Below are 15,740 nucleotides of genomic sequence, written 5' to 3'. Positions count from 1 at the left end.
GCTCGCCCGCCCGAAAGACGCGCGAGAACCAGGTCGCCATCCAAGCGACGGAGGGTGGAACAATGGCAGGCGCCCAACGGCGACGCTGCACTGCAGCACACCATCGCCTTTTCCGGTCTTTCTTGCAATTTCAGATATTTGCAGGGAGTTGGGCGAAGTTTTCCCAATCCCCCGTGCCAGAAGAAAATTCGTCTGCGGGGATGTCAGCCTGCGGCAGGCTCACCGGACGATTGCTAGCCAGGGCAGCACGATCACCAATAGCCCCGCGAAATAGAGCACCCCGAAGGTCAGGCCAAAGCCCCAGAACTGTCCCTTCCCGATATAGCCGCTGCCGTAATACATCGGCGCCGGCCCCGTGGCGTAGGGCGAGATCACGCCCATCAGGCCGAGCGAATACATGCAGAGCATCGCAAGCGTCGTCACCGGCAGATCGGGGATGCCGGAGCCGACCGCGAGCACGACCGGCAGAACGGCGGCGGCATGTGAAGTGATGCTCGAGAAGAAATAGTGGATCCAGAAGAACAGTGCGACCAGCAGGATCATCGCAGTCGACGGTGACAGCCCCGTGAGCGGCTTGGCGAATTCATTGGCGAACCATTTGATGAAGCCGATCTCGTTCAATCCCGAAGCCAGCGTCAACAGCGAAGTAAAATAGAAGAACACCTCCCAGGCGCCCTTCTCGCTGACGATGTCGGCAAACTCGATCACGCCGGTGACCAGCATCAGCGAGATCACGATAAAGACGACGGTCGTGGCATTGACGAAGTTCGAGCCGAGCAGCGGCACGTGAATGTCCGGGCTCGAGCCGGCGATCCACAGGAACATCGCGAGCACGATCAGCGCCAGCATGATCCACTCGTTGCGCGACATCGGGCCCATTTCCGCGAGCTCTTTTGCCGCCCATTCGGAGATTTCCGGGCTGCGCTTCACCTCGGGCCGGCAAATCGCGTAGCTGAGCAATGGAACGAGGATCATCAGCAACAGGCCGAGCGGGGCAAAGCCGATGAACCATTGGCCCCAGCTCACATCAACGCCGACCGTCTTCTTGGCGATTGCCAGCGCGGCCGCGTTCGGCGCCAGTGCGGTGAAGAACAGCGAGCTCGTGATCGCGGTCGCTGCGAACGCGGTCCACATCACGTAAGTGCCGATCTTGCCCGCGGTCGGCCCCGGCTCGGAGCCGTAGATGCGCGGGATGTTGCTGATGATGGGATAGACGATGCCGCCGCTGCGCGCCGTGTTGGACGGCGTCGCCGGCGCGAGCAGGAAGTCCGACATCGCCACCGCATAGCCGAGGCCGAGCGTGTTGGTGCCGAGGCGCCGCACCAGCACCAGCGCGATACGCCGGCCAAGCTGACTCTTGCGATAGCCGATCGAGAACACGAAGGCGCCGACGATCAGCCACACCGTGCTCTCGGCGAATCCCGCCAGCATCCAGCGCAGCGATTTGTTGGGATCGGCATCGATATAGCCGCCGACGCCCGCGACCGTCAGCCCGATCAGCCCGACCGCACCGACCGGCATCGATTCCAGGATCAGCCCGGTGATGACAGCCGCGAACACGGCGAAATAGTGCCACTGATTGACGTTGAGCCCTGCCGGCACCGGCCAGAGGTAGATCGCCAGCCACACCACGAGCGGTGCGATCAGCTTCCAGCCAAATCTTTTCGCCTCAGGTCCGTTCGAGCTCGCGGTCATGGGCCCTCCCCTCGATTATTGTCGCAGGCGACCGGCCGTTTGGCGGCCACTTTGTCCCCGCGCGGCGTATACGGATTGTCCGCGGCGCGTCAATGGCTGACGCGTTCGAGCGGCCCGCCCGGGCCACGCTGGTGTACTGCGGCACAAACCCGTGAAGAGATTGCAGCCCAAGGAGCGCTCGACAGGTCCGCACCATCCGCTTAATCTTCCACACCATGAGCCAAGATCACGACCACCATCATCACCACGATCATGCGGAATTGTCGGAGACTGAGCTGCGGGTGCGCGCGCTCGAGACGATTCTGACCGAAAAAGGCTACGTCGAGCCGGCCGCGCTCGACGCCATCATCCAGGCCTACGAGACCAAGATCGGTCCGCATAACGGCGCGCGCGTCGTTGCCAAGGCCTGGACGGATCCCGCGTTCAAGACCGCGCTGCTGGAGGACGGCAGCAAGGCGATCGGCACGCTCGGCCATGTCAGCCGCGTCGGCGATCATCTCGTCGTGGTCGAGAACACGCCTGAGCGACACAACATGGTCGTGTGCACGCTGTGCTCCTGTTACCCCTGGGAAATGCTCGGGCTGCCGCCGGTCTGGTACAAGGCCTCGCCCTACCGCTCGCGCGCGGTGAAAGATCCGCGCGGCGTGCTCGCCGATTTCGACGTGACGCTGCCGCAGGACATGGAAATCCGGGTCTGGGATTCCACCGCAGAGACGCGCTTCCTGGTGCTGCCGATGCGCCCCGCGGGCACGGAGGGCTGGAGCGAGGAGCAACTCGCCGAGCTGGTCACGCGCGATTCGATGATCGGCACGGGATTCGCCAAAACGCCCGGAGCCCCGTCGTGAACGGCGTCCACGACATGGGCGGCATGGACGGGTTCGGCAAGGTCGAGCCCGAGCCGAACGAGCCTGTATTCCACGAGGAATGGGAGTCTCGTGTGCTGGCCATGGTGCGTGCGATGGGCGCGGCCGGCGCCTTCAATATCGACACCTCGCGCTTCTATCGCGAGACGCTGCCGCCGCATGTCTATCTCTCCAGCTCCTACTACAAAAAGTGGTTTCTCGGTCTCGAGGAGATGCTGATCGAGAAGGGCTACCTCACTCGCGAGGAAGTCGCAGCCGGCCATGCAATGAAGCCCGGTAAGGCGCTGAAGCACGGTAAGTTCGACCTCGCCAATGTCGAGCGCATCATGGTGCGCGGCAAGTTCGCCCGCCCAGCGCCTGCGCCCGCCAAATTTAATATCGGCGACCGCGTGCGTGCGAAAAACATCCATCCGGCCACGCACACGCGGTTGCCGCGCTATGTGCGGGGCCATGTCGGCGTGGTCGAGCTGAACCACGGCTGCCACGTGTTTCCGGATTCCGCGGCGATGGAGCTCGGCGAGAATCCGCAATGGCTCTACACGGTCGTGTTCGAAGGCCGCGATCTCTGGGGCGCAGACGGTGATCCGACGTTAAAGGTCTCGATCGACGCGTTCGAGCCGTATCTGGACCCGGCGTGATGAGCAGCAATGCTGCTGCCGCCGCGACGGCAGCTGTTCCGAGCATTCCACGCGACGACGACGGCCCGGTGTTCCGAGCGCCTTGGGAAGCGCACGCCTTTGCGATGGCGCTGACGCTGCATGATCGCGGCGTATTCACCTGGCCGGAATGGGCCGCGGCCTTGGCCGATGAGATCAAGCGCGCGCAGGCCGCCGGCGATCCTGACACGGGCGAGACCTACTATTTGCACTGGCTTGCCGCGCTGGAAGGGTTGGTCGCACGCAAGGGCGTCGCGTCCACGGACACGCTGCATCGCTACCGCGACGCCTGGGACCACGCGGCGGATCGCACGCCGCACGGCAAGCCGATCGAGCTGCGGCCGGAGGATTTTGGGTAGTTCCCCACCCGTCATTGCGAGCGTAGCGAAGCAATCTAGAATCTCTCCGCGGCGGCAGTCTGGATTGCTTCGTCGCAAGAGCTCCGCGCAATGACAGCGGAGCTACCTCCCCGCCACAAACTCCCGCCACCCCTTCGCCCGCAGGCTGCACGCCGGGCACTCGCCGCAGCCATAACCCCAATCATGCTGCGCTCCGCGCTCGCCGAGATAGCAGGTGTGCGACTGCTCGCGGATGAGATCGACCAACCCCGTGCCGCCCAAATCGTGCGCCAGTTTCCACGTCGCCGCCTTGTCGATCCACATCAGCGGCGTGTGCAGCTCGAACTTGCGGGCCATGCCGAGCGAGAGTGCGGCCTGCATGGCGCGGATGGTGTCGTCGCGGCAATCGGGATAGCCGGAATAGTCGGTCTCGCACATGCCGCCGACGATGTGGGTGATGCCGCGCCGGTAGGCCAGCGCTGCGGCGAAAGTCAGAAACACCAGATTGCGGCCGGGCACAAAGGTGTTCGGCAGGCCGTCAGCTCCCATCTCGATCGCCACATCGCGCGTCAGCGCGGTCTCGGAGACAGCGGCCAGCGTCGGGATCGACAGCGTATGGCTCTCGCCGAGCTTTGCGGCCCAATCGTCGCGCAAGCCTTTGATGCCCTCGAACAGCCGGTCGCGGCAGTCGAGCTCGACGGCGTGGCGCTGGCCGTACGCGAAGCCAAGCGTCTCCACGCGCGCGAAGCGGCTCAGCGCCCAGGCGAGGCAGGTGGTGGAATCCTGGCCGCCGGAGAACAGCACCAGCGCGGTTTGTGATGAAAATGCGTCACTCATGGCCCGCGCTTTAGCACTGTGGAACGTATCAGCCAATCGGTGGAAATCGGCCTGTTCCGCATGCCACCGCTGGGAACGGCGGCCCGCTTTTGGCATAAGGTTTTGGACCCAGGAGACTGCCCCGCAATGACCCCTTCCCGCGATATTTCCCGCCTGATCGAGATCATGGCGGCGCTGCGCACGCCGGTGACGGGCTGCCCCTGGGACCTCGAGCAGAATTTCGCGACGATCGCGCCCTACACGATCGAGGAAGCCCATGAGGTGGTCGATGCCATCGACCGCGGCGATCTCGACGATCTGCGCGAGGAGCTCGGCGACCTCCTGCTCCAGGTGGTGTTCCACGCCCAGATGGCTGAGGAGCAGAACGCGTTTGCGTTCGGCGACGTCGTCGAGGCCATCACGCGAAAAATGATCCGGCGCCATCCGCATGTCTTTGCCGACAAGGACGGCAATCTCGCCTCCTCCCACGTCAAGGAGGTCTGGGACCGCATCAAGGCCGAAGAGAAAGCCGAGCGCGCCGCGCGCCGGCCGCCGGAGGCGACGCCGCCGCACAAATCGCTGCTGTCGGGCGTCAAGGCCGGCCAGCCCGCGCTGACCCGCGCCATGGAGCTGCAGCGCAAGGCCTCCACCGTCGGCTTCGACTGGAACGACCCGCGCGCGGTGCTGCAAAAGATCCGCGAGGAAGCCGACGAGATCGAAGCCGCGCTCGATCGCAACGACAAACAGGAGATCGCGGAAGAGACCGGCGACCTGATGTTCGCCCTCGTCAACCTCGCCCGCCATGTCGACGCCGATCCCGAAGCCGCACTCCGCGCGACGAACGCGAAATTCGAGCGGCGCTTTGCCTATATCGAGCGAGCGCTGGAGGCGCAGGGACGGACGCTTGAACAGGCGTCGCTCGCGGAGATGGATGCGTTGTGGAATGCGGCGAAGGGTGCGCCCGGACCTGCTCAAACGCGGACCGATACAACGGCGAGGACGTGACGTGGACATCAGGCAGGACGATCCGACAGCCCCCTATGTCGCCGACTTGCTGGCGTATCATCTGCGAGAGCTGCAGAGCGTCATGGGCGAGCACGCGCAGGCACTCGACGCGAGCGGTCTTTCAGCTTCGGAAGTGACGTTCTGGACGGCATGGCAGGCCGGCTTGCTGCTCGGATTTGGCGCTCTGAAGCAGCTGGACGCGACACATGGCGAAGTGAAGTCGATGCGCGCTGCGCCCACGGCGCGGCGGACCGGAGCGGGGCGCGCCATTCTGAACCACATCATCGCCGAAGGCCGTAAGCGCGGATATGCGCGTCTCAGCCTCGAGACGGGCACGGCGCCGCTGCACGTTCCGGCCGTCGCGCTCTACCGCAGCGCCGGCTTCATTTCTTGCGCGGCGTTCGCCGACTATCAGGCGAGTCCGCACAACCAGTTCATGCGCCTCGACCTGTCCACGTGATTTTCCCGGTTTACGCCGAGAGACGCGGCACGGCGTCGAACCGGTTCACCACGATATCCCGCTTGGTCTCATCCACCCGCACCGTCATGTCGAAACGGCCGTCGTGCAGCTCCTTCGCCAGCACCTCGGAATTCCGATGCAGCCAGCTGATGCCGGCGCCGTCGGCGGCGTCGATCGAGAGGTCGAGCGTGGTGCGTTTTGCGGCGAGCCGCTCCTCGATCGCGGCGAGGAGCGCATCGATCCCCTCACCCGACACGGCGGAGACCAGCATGGCCGGATGATCCTCCGGCCTGCGGGCCGCGATGTTCAGGAGCTCTTCGCGCTGTTCGGAATCGTAGCGGTCGATCTTGTTCCAGACCTCGATGATGCGGCCTGAGTCATCTGGATTGATACCGAGCTGGCGCAGCACCGCGTCGACATCGCTCTGCTGTGCTTCGGCATCCTCGTGCGAGATGTCGCGGACATGCAGGATGACGTCGGCCTCCAGCACCTCCTCCAGCGTGGCGCGGAAGGCGGCGACGAGCTGCGTTGGCAGATTGGAGATGAAGCCGACGGTGTCGGACAACATCGCCTTGCCGCCATGCGGCAGCGTCAGCGCGCGCAAGGTCGGATCGAGCGTTGCGAACAGCATGTCGGCAGCCTGCACGTCGGCACGGGTCAGGCGGTTGAACAGCGTCGACTTGCCGGCATTGGTGTAGCCGACCAGCGCGACGACGCGATACGGCACGCGCTGGCGGCCGGCGCGATGCAGCCGCCGCGTCGCCTGCACCTTCTTCAGCTCGCTTTCGAGCTTGGAGATGCGCTCCTGGATCAGGCGGCGGTCGGCTTCGATCTGGGTCTCGCCGGGACCGCCCATGAATCCGAAGCCGCCGCGCTGGCGTTCGAGATGGGTCCACGAGCGCACCAGGCGCGAGCGCTGATAGTTGAGATGCGCGAGTTCGACCTGAAGCGAGCCTTCCCTGGTCTTGGCGCGGCGGCCGAAGATTTCCAGAATGAGCCCGGTGCGGTCCAGCACCTTGGCGTGCAATTCCTTCTCGAGATTGCGCTGCTGGATCGGCGCCAGCGCGCAATCCATCACCACGAGCTCGACATCGAGGCTCTTGGCCAGCGCGGCGATCTCCTCGACCTTGCCCTTGCCGATATAGGTCGCGGGCCGAATCTGGCTGATCGGCGTGATGATGGCGTCGGCAATGACGAGGTCGATCGCGCGCGCAAGGCCGGCGGCTTCGTCGAGCCGGGCCTCGGCGTTGCGCTGGATATGACTCTCCGATTGCGCATCGGCACCGCCCGCGCGCACGCGCAAATAGGGGCCGATGACAAGCACCCGCCCCGTCTGCTTGGCCCCTGCCGGCCGCGAGCGGTCGGCATCCCCGTTGAAATTCCGGGGTTCCAATCAGATTACTCTCAAGCCGGCTGATCCTCGCCGCCTTCGAATAGCTGGATCGGAGCGCCCGGCATGATGGTCGAGATCGCATGCTTGTAGACGAGCTGCGAATGACCGTCGCGCCGAAGCAGCAAGCAGAAATTGTCGAACCAGGTCACGATGCCCTGGAGCTTCACTCCGTTAACCAGAAAGATCGTCAGTGGCGTTTTGGTTTTGCGAACGTGATTGAGGAAGGTGTCCTGTAGGTTTTGTGCGCGGTCTGCCGCCATTGTTTTTTTCTCGCTTTGAGTTTCTTTTTATTGCGCCGGTCGTGACCCCGTTTTCAAAATTGAGGCCTTCTTCCGGTTACCGTCCCTCATGAGATCCCCCTCGGAGGCACAGCGGGTCGATTAGAGGGCAGGACGGCTTATTAGGCAAGCCGCTTCACGCGGCAGGCCATGCGGATTTGCCCCGAAAAACTACGGAAGTAGATGATTTTTCTCGCGTATCCCCGAGGTCCGGCCGCGACGTCGGGCGTTAGCCGACGCCGAGCGCCTTCAACTTTCGGTGCAGCGCCGAACGTTCCATGCCAACAAACTCGGCCGTACGAGAAATATTTCCTGAGAAACGGCTGATCTGTGCAATCAAATAGTCGCGCTCGAACACTTCGCGGGCCTCGCGCAGCGGCAGGCCCATGATGTGCTCGCCATTGTTGCTGGTCGGCATCGCCGGCACCATGGAGCCGACATCCTGCGGCAGCATATCGGCGGTGATGATCACCTCCGGTCCGCCCGCGGCCAGAATCATGACTCTCTCAACGTTGTTGCGGAGCTGGCGCACATTGCCCGGCCAGACATGCGATTGCAGCACCGCCATCGCGTCCTGTCCGATCTGCCGCCTGGGCAGGCCGCTGCCGGCCGAGATCTGCTCCATGAAATAGTCGATCAGCTCCGGAATGTCCTCGCGACGCTCGGAGAGCGCGGGCACGCGGATCGGCACCACCGAGAGCCGATGATAGAGGTCCTCGCGGAAATGGCCGGCCGCGATCTCCTCTTCGAGGTTGCGGGCGGTCGACGAGATGATGCGGACGTCGACCTGCACCCTGGCGGTGCCGCCGACGCGCTGGAACGACTGCTCGACCAGCACGCGCAAAATCTTGTTCTGGGTCTCGCGCGGCATGTCCGCGATCTCGTCGATGAACAGCGTGCCGCCATGGGCCTCTTCGAGCGCGCCGGGCTTGCGCGGCTGCTCGCCATTGGACTGTTCGACGCCGAACAGCTCGTGCTCCATGCGCTCGGGCGTGATCGCGGCCGCGTTGATGACGACGAAGGGACCGTCGGCGCGACCGGAGGCCGTATGCAACGTGCGCGCGGTCAATTCCTTGCCGGCGCCGGCGGGTCCGACGATCAGGATGCGGCTGTTCGCCTTCGCCGCGCGTTCGATGGTCTGGCGCAGCTGGTTCATGCTGGGCGAGCGGCCGACCAGCGAGCTTGCGCTCGGCGCGAGCTGCTTCAGCTCCTTGACCTCGCGCTTGAGCCGCGAGTTTTCCAGCGCGCGGTTGGCGACCAGGATGAGGCGATCGGCCTTGAACGGCTTCTCGATGAAATCATAGGCGCCGCGCTTGATCGCGGCGACCGCGGTCTCGATGTTGCCGTGGCCGGAGATCATCACGACCGGCAGATCGGCATTGTCCTTCTTGACCTGCTCGAGCAGCTGCAAGCCGTCGAGCTTGGAGCCCTGCAGCCAGATGTCGAGGAATACGAGGTGCGGCCTGCGATTGGCGATTTCGGCCAAGGCCGAGTCGCTGTCTCGTGCGGTCCTTGTGACAAAACCCTCGTCTTCGAGGATGCCCGCAACGAGATCCCGAATATCGGCCTCATCATCGACAATCAGAATTTCACTTGCCATGGGTCGCGCCTGTCTTGTCAGTTGCCTGTTGAGGCTTCGATCTTCGTTGAATCATTGGTCTTTTCAGCGGGCTCTTTGGTTTCGGCCGCCGGCTCTTTTGTTTCCGGCGACGTGACGGAATCCGCAGCAATTTCCTTGATATCCACCGTGGTTGCGTCCTTGACCGCCGCCTCGGCTGCTTCCTTCGCCGGTTCCTTGACTGCCGGGGCCTGCTCGGCCCCCTCGCCCTTCGCGGGAGCGCCGGAGATCGCAAAGCGCATCCGCATCCAGGCGCCGCGCTGGCCGTCGCGGAAGTCGGAGGCGTCCTTCAGCTCGATGCGGCCGCCATGGTCTTCCAGCACGCGGCCGACGATGGCAAGGCCAAGGCCGGTGCCCTTGGCGCGCGTCGTCACATAGGGCTCGAGCAGACGCGAGCGCGCGACCTTGGGCAGGCCAATGCCGTTGTCGATGACGTCGATCAGCACGTCCTCGCCCTCGCGCGACACCACGACATCGATGCGGCCCTTGCCACCGTCCTTGCCGAGCTCCTCCGGCGCCACCTGCTCGATCGCCTCGGTGGCGTTCTTGACGATGTTGGTGACCGCCTGCGAGATCAGCCGCCGGTCGAACTGCGCGCGCAGCGGATCCTCCCTGAACTCGGCTTCGATATCGAGCTCGGGATGGGCGACCTTCATCAGGAACACCGCCTGCCGCACGGTGTCGGCGACGTCCTCGCCTTCCATCACGGGCTTCGGCATCCGCGCAAAGCGCGAGAACTCGTCGACCATGCGGCGGATATCGTCGACCTGGCGCACGATGGTGTCGGTGCACTGCTCGAATATCTGCTTGTCCTTGGCCTCGGTGATGTCCTTGCCGAACTTGCGGCGGATGCGCTCGGCGGAGAGCTGGATCGGCGTCAGCGGATTCTTGATCTCGTGGGCGATGCGGCGCGCGACGTCGCCCCAGGCCGAGGTGCGCTGCGCCGACACCAGCTCGGTGATGTCGTCGAGCGTGATGATGTAGCTGTCGTGCGGCTGGTTCTTCTCGGCGCTGACGCGCACGGAAAGATTTCGCTCGGTGCCGTCGCGCGTGATCGTGATCTGGCCCTGCACCAGGCGCTGGGTCCCTTCCCGCGACGTCTTCATCATCTCGTCGAGCTCAGGCAGCACGTCGGAGAGCGGATGGCCCAGCGTCTCGGCCTCGGAATGCCCGATCAGCTTCTCGGCGGAGCGGTTGAGGATGCCGACGCTGCCGGAGGTGTCGACGCCGATGATGCCGGCGCTCGCAGAAGACAGCACGGCCTCGATGAAGCGGCGGCGGCTGTCGATGAGGTCGCTGGCGTTGACGAGCTCGTCACGCTGGCTGCGCAATTCCTGCGTCATCTTGTTGAAGGTCTCGCCGAGCTGGGCGAGATCGCCTTCCGACTGATGCACGGGCACCTTCACATGGAGGTCGCCGGTCGAGACGGTGTGGGCCGCGTTCATCAGCCGCCGGATCGGCGCCACCAGCGAGTTGGCGAAGTTGAGGCCGATCAGCACCGAGGCCATGAGGATGGTCAGCGCGATCACCGCAAACATCAGCGCAAACGCCACCTGGATGCCGAGCCGGCGCGATTCGATCTGGGCGTATTCGGCGACGCTGATCTCGGTCTGCTTGAGCTGATTAACGACCTTCGGATCGAGAGGCCGGGCGACGTACAGGAACGTGTCGCTGAAGGCGCGCAGGCGGATCACCGCCGCGACGAAGCTCGCATCCGGCAGCACCGCGATCTCGGGCTCGTTCTCGTTGACATTGCTGAGGAAGTCCGGCGCCGGCGGCGAATAGGCCAGTCGCATACCGGTGTCGGCGGACTCGAGAATGTTGGTGTTCTTGTCAATGATCATCGCCCCCGGCAGATTGCGGGAGCCGGCGCTGGCGGTCAGCAGCTCGCGGAACGACCGGCGATCCTGGTCGTAGAGTGGCCGGGCATGGGCGATGTCATTGGCCATGCCGATGATGTCGCCGCGGATCAATTGCGCATGGTCCTGCATATAGGCACGCGCGATATCCAGCGAGTTCTGAATGACTTCCCTGGTCGGCCCCGAGAACAGCCGGTCGAGACCGCGTTCGAGGGTGACGTTGGCGACGACGGAAACAAGCACCGCCGGCAGGACCGCGACGATCGAGAACAGGCTGACGATCTGGACATGCAGGCGCGCCGCCGCCCTGCCCCGTCGCCGCGCCAGGATCAGCTGCCAGAGCTCGCGCACGATGATTCCGACCAGCAGCAGGATCGTGCCCGCATTGATCAGGTAGAACGAGCGGACCACCTCCGGCGTCGGATCGATCCTGGTGAGGCCGGTCAGGACCAGGAAGGTCAACAGGCCCGACAAAAGCGCCAGCGCCACGGCAAAAGGCACCAACCAGCGCCGCGCCGACCAACGCCGGGGCTCTTCCGCTGGGGCCGTGTCAAAGGATGCGGCCGTGGTGTCTGCGCTGGTCATTCCGGCAATGGGGTGCTGAAAACGGGTCCGCGATCCGCGGGTACTGATGTATTCGTACCACATTGTTGCCGAATTGCGACAATTCCGCGGCGTCTCGACCGCGGCGGAGCGGCGCATCCACAGAGGACGCTGGGTCAATTGCCGGTTCTCGGGAACGGAATCCTGCCATGCCGGCTTGACTTGGCAATGGATAAGATTTTTCTCGCGATCATCGTGTCGGCCATGCTGCTGCTGATCGTGGCCTCTGATCTCTTGGTCAATGGCCCGAGCAGGCAGGAGCAGAGGGCGGAGATGGCCAATATTCAGCCGGTCGCGACCCGGCTGATCAGATAGGTGCGACGCCGCGCTCTGCGGCCGAATGACGAATTCGAACGTTCCAGCGGAACATTTCAACCCGATCCGGACTTCTGCTCACCGCGTCAGCCACACAGGCCAGCGCGATCCGGACAGGCTCAGCTCACCTTTGGTAGGGGGAGCTGAGCCACTCGTCCGTTTTGAGGGGCTAGCCCCCGCTGCGATACACTTGGATATCGAGATCCCGGATCTTCTTCCGCAGCGTGTTGCGGTTGAGGCCGAGCAGATCGGCGGCGCGGATCTGGTTGCCGCGCGTGGCCGCGAGCGCGGCCGTCAGCAGCGGCACCTCGATCTCCTTGAGGATGCGGTGATACAGGCCCGGCGGCGGCACGCCGTTCGGAAACCCCTGGAAGTGCGATGAGAGATAGGCCTCTACCGCGCCGCCGAGATTGTCGACGCCCTGCTGGACCGCCGCGCCCGGGCTGACCGAGGGCGGCGCGAGCTCGCCGTCGATGACGGAGGCCGTGATCACGTCCTGCGGATATAGCGCGGCGAGGCGCCGGGCGAGGTTTTCCAGCTCGCGCACGTTGCCGGGCCAGCGGTGCTGCTTCAGCCGCTCCAGCGCGAGCGCATCGAGCTTCTTCGGCGGCAATCCGTCCTTCTCGGCCAGCGCGAAGAAGTGACGCACGAGATCCGGCAGGTCCTCGATGCGCTCGCGCAGCGGCGGCAGGCGCAGCGGCACGACGTTGAGGCGGAAGAACAGATCCTCGCGGAACAGGCCCTGCTGGATCAGGACGCGCAGATCCTTGTTGGACGCCGCGACGATGCGCACGTCGGTCTTGATCGGGGTGCGGCCGCCGACGGTGGTGTATTCGCCCTGCTGCAGCACGCGCAGCAGGCGGGTCTGCGCCTCCATCGGCATGTCGCCGATTTCGTCGAGGAACAGCGTACCGCCCTCGGCCTGCTCGAAGCGGCCGGACGCTCGCGTATTGGCACCGGTGAAGGCGCCGCGCTCATGGCCGAACAGTTCGGATTCAATGAGATCGCGCGGGATCGCCGCCATGTTGACGGCGACGAACGGGCCGTTGCGGCGCTTGCCGTAATCGTGCAGCGCGCGCGCCACCAGCTCCTTGCCGGTGCCGGACTCGCCCGTGATCATCACCGTGAGGTCGGTCTGCATCAGGCGTGCGAGCACGCGGTAGATTTCCTGCATCGCCGGCGACCGGCCGACCAGCGGGATCGCCTCCATCTCGCCGTCGTCGTCCGGCGTCGCGACCCGCTCCTTCGGCTCGGCCAGCGCGCGGCCGACGATGGCGATCAGCTCCTTCAGGTCGAAGGGCTTTGGCAGGTATTCATAGGCGCCGCGCTCGGAGGCGCGGATTGCCGTCATGAAAGTGTTTTGTGCGCTCATGACGATGACCGGCAAATTCGGCCGCATCTTCTTGATCCGCGGCAGCAGGTCGAAGGCGTTTTCGTCCGGCATCACCACGTCGGTGATGACGAGATCGCCCTCGCCCTGGCTGACCCAGCGCCATAGCGTCGCGGCATTGCCGGTTAGCCTGACTTCATACCCGGCCCGGGAAAGTGCCTGGTTGAGAACCGTGCGGATGGCGGTGTCGTCATCAGCTACGAGAATGCTACCTGCGGGCATTGTTAATCCTCATTTTGCCCCCTGTGATGCAGACGACGACTTCCCGGCAGAGCCGTCGCGACTGCTGTGATCAGCGTGTTTGACCGATGTGGAATACATCGGCATCAGCACGCGGAAGGTGGTCTTTCGCGGCTGAGACTCGCATTCGATGATGCCCCCGTGATCGCCGATGATCTTGGCGACCAGCGCGAGACCGAGGCCAGAGCCGGTCTGCTTGGTGGTCACGAAGGGATCAAACAGATTGGGCAGAAGATCGTCCGGCACGCCTGGTCCATTGTCCCTCACGCAGAATTCAAGCGGTAGGGATACCCGGGATTTTTGACCGGGGACTGACAGGCGCACGCCGGGGCGAAACGCGGTGGTGAGCTGGATCTCGGCGTCGGCGACGTCGATCAGGGCTTCGGCGGCATTTTTCACCAGATTGAGGAATACCTGGATCAGCTGGTCCTGGTTGGCGAGCACCGGCGGCAGCGACGGATCGTAATCCTCGATGAAGCGGATGTTGCGGGCAAAGCCGGACTGCGCCAGCCGCTTCACGTGGTCGAGCACCGAATGGATGTTGACGGGCCCGCGCACCACGGGCCGTTCGTCGCCGAACACCTCCATGCGGTCGACCAGCGTCACGATGCGGTCGGCTTCGTCGCAGATCAGGCGGGTCAGCATGCGGTCTTCGGAGGAGGCCTGCTGTTCCAACAACTGCGCCGCACCGCGGATGCCGGAGAGCGGGTTCTTGATCTCGTGCGCCAGCATGGCGGCGAGCGCAATCACCGAGCGGGCGGCGCTGCGATGTGTGAGCTGCCGGTCCATCTTGTCGGCGATGGAGCGCTCCTGGAGCATCACCACGATGTGGCCGGGCCGTTCGGTGAGCGGCGCGACATGCAGATCGACCTGGCGGTCGCCGCCCATGCGCGGCGTGCCCAGATCGACCTTGTATTCGTTGACCGGCGAGTTCGACGAGCGCACCTGGTCGATCAGCGCCAGCAAGGGACTGCCGAACGGCACCAGCTCTTTCAGCGATTGCCGCTTCAGGAACTGCGTCGAGATATCGAAGAACGCCTCGGTCGCGATATTGGCGGCGACGATCTTGCCGTCCGGCCCGATCATCAGCACGGGATTGGGCAAGGCATCCAGGATCGCGTCGCTGTCGGACGGAAGCGGCTTGCGATGGTCAGCGGCTGAGGTCATGCAGCAGCGCTCCATGCGAAATCGTCAAAGGCATCCTGAAGAGACTGGTGGACGAGGCCCGGATCCTCAGACGTGAGGATCTTTTGGCGCCAGGCCTTCAGCGTCTCGACTGGCGCGCCGCTCGCGTCGGCCGCGACGTCGAGCGCCCAGCCGAGATGTTTTCGCGCATGCCTGAGCCCGACGCGCAGGCCATAGAGTGCGCAGACGCCTTCATAGAGCGTGCGGACATAATGCAGCTGCGTTGCAAGCGGCGGCGTGGTTTCCTCCGCCCCGCCGTTCAGGCGCCGGCCGATCTCGCCGGGCAGCCAGGGCTGGCCCTGCGCGCCGCGGCCGATCATCACGGCATCGGCGCCGGAGGCGTCGAGCGCCGCGAGCGCCTTCTCGTAAGTGGTGATGTCACCGTTGACGACGAGCGGAATGGAGATGGCCTCGCGGACCGCGCGGATCGCGTCCCAATCGGCCTCGCCCTTGTAGAACTGGCAGCGGGTGCGGCCATGAACGGTGACGAGCTTGATCCCGGCGGCCTCGGCGCGACGCGCCAGTTCGGGCGCGTTGCGGGTGCGGTCATCCCAGCCGAGCCGCATCTTCAGCGTCACCGGAATCTTCACGGCCGCAATCGTCGCCTCGATCAGGCTGACGGCGTGATCGAGATCGCGCATCAGGGCCGAGCCCGACTGGCCTCCGGTGACGTGGCGGGCTGGACAGCCCATGTTGATGTCGATGATGTCGGCGCCCTCGGCCTCGGCGATGCGGGCGCCTTCGGCCATCCAATACGCCTCGCAGCCGGCGAGCTGGACCACATGCGGCCCGACCCCGGTCGCTTCGCAGCGCAACCGCGACATGCGGTGGCCGTTGGCGAGCTCATCGCTGGCCGTCATTTCGGAGACGACCAGACCTGCCCCCAGCTCGGCGGCCAGCCGACGGACGGGTGAGTCCGTCACTCCCGACATCGGTGCCAGGAAGACCGGGGTAGCGATTTCAATATCGCCTATTTTCAACGGCTTAGAGCCTGATCTTGCCGAGCCGGTCACAGTGGTCTCGTTG

The 15,740-nt window shown here is 64.7% G+C and carries 15 protein-coding genes; 6 read left to right on the top strand and 9 right to left on the bottom strand.

From position 1 onward, the window contains the following. Nucleotides 1–219 precede the first annotated feature (219 nt). On the bottom strand, nt 220–1,695 hold the full coding sequence (locus ACP2YP_RS19945) for a DASS family sodium-coupled anion symporter (RefSeq protein ID WP_426418078.1): 1,476 nt from the start codon (nt 1,693–1,695) through the stop codon (nt 220–222). 215 nt (nt 1,696–1,910) lie between these two features. On the opposite strand from ACP2YP_RS19945, the gene nthA reads away from it, so the two are divergent. The 3 genes from nthA to ACP2YP_RS19930 are packed head-to-tail and all read left to right on the top strand — an operon-like array spanning nt 1,911 to nt 3,573. Continuing rightward, on the top strand, nt 1,911–2,540 hold the full coding sequence (nthA, locus tag ACP2YP_RS19940; protein WP_426418077.1) for a nitrile hydratase subunit alpha: 630 nt from the start codon (nt 1,911–1,913) through the stop codon (nt 2,538–2,540). Continuing rightward, entirely contained in the window at nt 2,537–3,196 is a 660-nt protein-coding gene (gene nthB / locus ACP2YP_RS19935; RefSeq protein ID WP_426418076.1) for a nitrile hydratase subunit beta, read from the top strand. Before nthA ends, nthB begins: the two co-directional genes overlap by 4 nt. Further along, nucleotides 3,196–3,573, top strand: a complete 378-nt coding sequence (locus ACP2YP_RS19930; protein WP_426418075.1) for a nitrile hydratase accessory protein — start codon at nt 3,196–3,198, stop codon at nt 3,571–3,573. The genes nthB and ACP2YP_RS19930 overlap by 1 nt, the downstream gene beginning before the upstream one ends. Nucleotides 3,574–3,675: 102 nt before the next feature. Here ACP2YP_RS19930 and queC read toward each other — a convergent pair whose 3' ends face one another. Then, nucleotides 3,676–4,389, bottom strand: coding sequence for a 7-cyano-7-deazaguanine synthase QueC (gene queC, locus ACP2YP_RS19925; RefSeq protein WP_426418074.1), 714 nt, complete (start codon nt 4,387–4,389; stop codon nt 3,676–3,678). 126 nt (nt 4,390–4,515) lie between these two features. Between queC and mazG the strand changes: the two genes are divergently transcribed. Together mazG and ACP2YP_RS19915 are read left to right on the top strand one after the other, a co-directional pair. After that, complete coding sequence (mazG, locus tag ACP2YP_RS19920; protein WP_426418073.1) at nt 4,516–5,373, top strand: nucleoside triphosphate pyrophosphohydrolase; 858 nt, start codon at nt 4,516–4,518, stop codon at nt 5,371–5,373. A gap of 1 nt (nt 5,374) precedes the next feature. After that, nucleotides 5,375–5,833 (top strand): GNAT family N-acetyltransferase, encoded by a 459-nt coding sequence (locus ACP2YP_RS19915; protein ID WP_426418072.1) that lies wholly within the window; start codon nt 5,375–5,377, stop codon nt 5,831–5,833. Nucleotides 5,834–5,843: 10 nt separating this feature from the next. On the opposite strand, the gene hflX is transcribed toward ACP2YP_RS19915, so the two are convergent. The 4 genes from hflX to ACP2YP_RS19895 form a co-directional block, all read right to left on the bottom strand. Beyond that, nucleotides 5,844–7,226 carry a GTPase HflX gene (gene hflX, locus ACP2YP_RS19910; protein ID WP_426418071.1) on the bottom strand — a complete coding sequence of 461 codons (1,383 nt, stop codon included), beginning with the start codon at nt 7,224–7,226 and terminating at the stop codon, nt 5,844–5,846. Nucleotides 7,227–7,237: 11 nt separating this feature from the next. After that, nucleotides 7,238–7,486, bottom strand: a complete 249-nt coding sequence (gene hfq, locus ACP2YP_RS19905) for an RNA chaperone Hfq (protein WP_007591126.1) — start codon at nt 7,484–7,486, stop codon at nt 7,238–7,240. A 247-nt stretch (nt 7,487–7,733) separates the two neighbouring features. After that, nucleotides 7,734–9,104 carry a sigma-54-dependent transcriptional regulator gene (locus tag ACP2YP_RS19900; RefSeq protein ID WP_426418070.1) on the bottom strand — a complete coding sequence of 457 codons (1,371 nt, stop codon included), beginning with the start codon at nt 9,102–9,104 and terminating at the stop codon, nt 7,734–7,736. Between the two features lie 17 nt (nt 9,105–9,121). After that, nucleotides 9,122–11,566, bottom strand: coding sequence for an ATP-binding protein (locus ACP2YP_RS19895; RefSeq protein WP_426418069.1), 2,445 nt, complete (start codon nt 11,564–11,566; stop codon nt 9,122–9,124). A gap of 186 nt (nt 11,567–11,752) precedes the next feature. On the opposite strand from ACP2YP_RS19895, the gene ACP2YP_RS19890 reads away from it, so the two are divergent. Beyond that, the gene (locus tag ACP2YP_RS19890) at nt 11,753–11,899 is read left to right on the top strand and encodes a hypothetical protein (RefSeq protein WP_426418068.1); all 147 of its coding nucleotides are present in this window, start codon (nt 11,753–11,755) and stop codon (nt 11,897–11,899) included. Nucleotides 11,900–12,068: 169 nt separating this feature from the next. Here ACP2YP_RS19890 and ntrC read toward each other — a convergent pair whose 3' ends face one another. From ntrC to dusB, 3 genes are read right to left on the bottom strand one after another with little or no spacing between them, the layout of a single operon-like run. Then, nucleotides 12,069–13,511, bottom strand: a complete 1,443-nt coding sequence (gene ntrC, locus ACP2YP_RS19885; RefSeq protein ID WP_426418067.1) for a nitrogen regulation protein NR(I) — start codon at nt 13,509–13,511, stop codon at nt 12,069–12,071. 9 nt (nt 13,512–13,520) lie between these two features. Next, nucleotides 13,521–14,696: a two-component system sensor histidine kinase NtrB gene (locus ACP2YP_RS19880; protein WP_426418066.1), complete on the bottom strand. Its 1,176-nt coding sequence runs from the start codon at nt 14,694–14,696 to the stop codon at nt 13,521–13,523. Next, the gene (gene dusB, locus ACP2YP_RS19875) at nt 14,693–15,694 is read right to left on the bottom strand and encodes a tRNA dihydrouridine synthase DusB (RefSeq protein ID WP_426418065.1); all 1,002 of its coding nucleotides are present in this window, start codon (nt 15,692–15,694) and stop codon (nt 14,693–14,695) included. The genes ACP2YP_RS19880 and dusB overlap by 4 nt, the downstream gene beginning before the upstream one ends. Between the last annotated feature and the right edge of the window lie 46 nt (nt 15,695–15,740).

Source organism: Bradyrhizobium genosp. A (genome assembly GCF_049949275.1).
Classification (GTDB): domain Bacteria; phylum Pseudomonadota; class Alphaproteobacteria; order Rhizobiales; family Xanthobacteraceae; genus Bradyrhizobium.
Note: the sequence above shows the minus strand (reverse complement) of the source record. Positions and strands in the feature narration are given on the sequence as shown.

Excerpts from the sequence above, each read along its gene's own strand:
- ACP2YP_RS19945 (WP_426418078.1), bottom strand. The coding sequence starts at position 1,695 with ATGACCGCGAGCTCGAACGGACCTGAGGCGAAAAGATTTGGCTGGAAG.
- nthA (WP_426418077.1), top strand. The coding sequence starts at position 1,911 with ATGAGCCAAGATCACGACCACCATCATCACCACGATCATGCGGAATTG.
- ACP2YP_RS19930 (WP_426418075.1), top strand. The coding sequence starts at position 3,196 with ATGAGCAGCAATGCTGCTGCCGCCGCGACGGCAGCTGTTCCGAGCATT.
- queC (WP_426418074.1), bottom strand. The coding sequence starts at position 4,389 with ATGAGTGACGCATTTTCATCACAAACCGCGCTGGTGCTGTTCTCCGGC.
- mazG (WP_426418073.1), top strand. The coding sequence starts at position 4,516 with ATGACCCCTTCCCGCGATATTTCCCGCCTGATCGAGATCATGGCGGCG.
- hfq (WP_007591126.1), bottom strand. The coding sequence starts at position 7,486 with ATGGCGGCAGACCGCGCACAAAACCTACAGGACACCTTCCTCAATCAC.
- ACP2YP_RS19900 (WP_426418070.1), bottom strand. The coding sequence starts at position 9,104 with ATGGCAAGTGAAATTCTGATTGTCGATGATGAGGCCGATATTCGGGAT.
- ACP2YP_RS19895 (WP_426418069.1), bottom strand. The coding sequence starts at position 11,566 with ATGACCAGCGCAGACACCACGGCCGCATCCTTTGACACGGCCCCAGCG.
- ACP2YP_RS19890 (WP_426418068.1), top strand. The coding sequence starts at position 11,753 with ATGGATAAGATTTTTCTCGCGATCATCGTGTCGGCCATGCTGCTGCTG.
- ntrC (WP_426418067.1), bottom strand. The coding sequence starts at position 13,511 with ATGCCCGCAGGTAGCATTCTCGTAGCTGATGACGACACCGCCATCCGC.
- ACP2YP_RS19880 (WP_426418066.1), bottom strand. The coding sequence starts at position 14,696 with ATGACCTCAGCCGCTGACCATCGCAAGCCGCTTCCGTCCGACAGCGAC.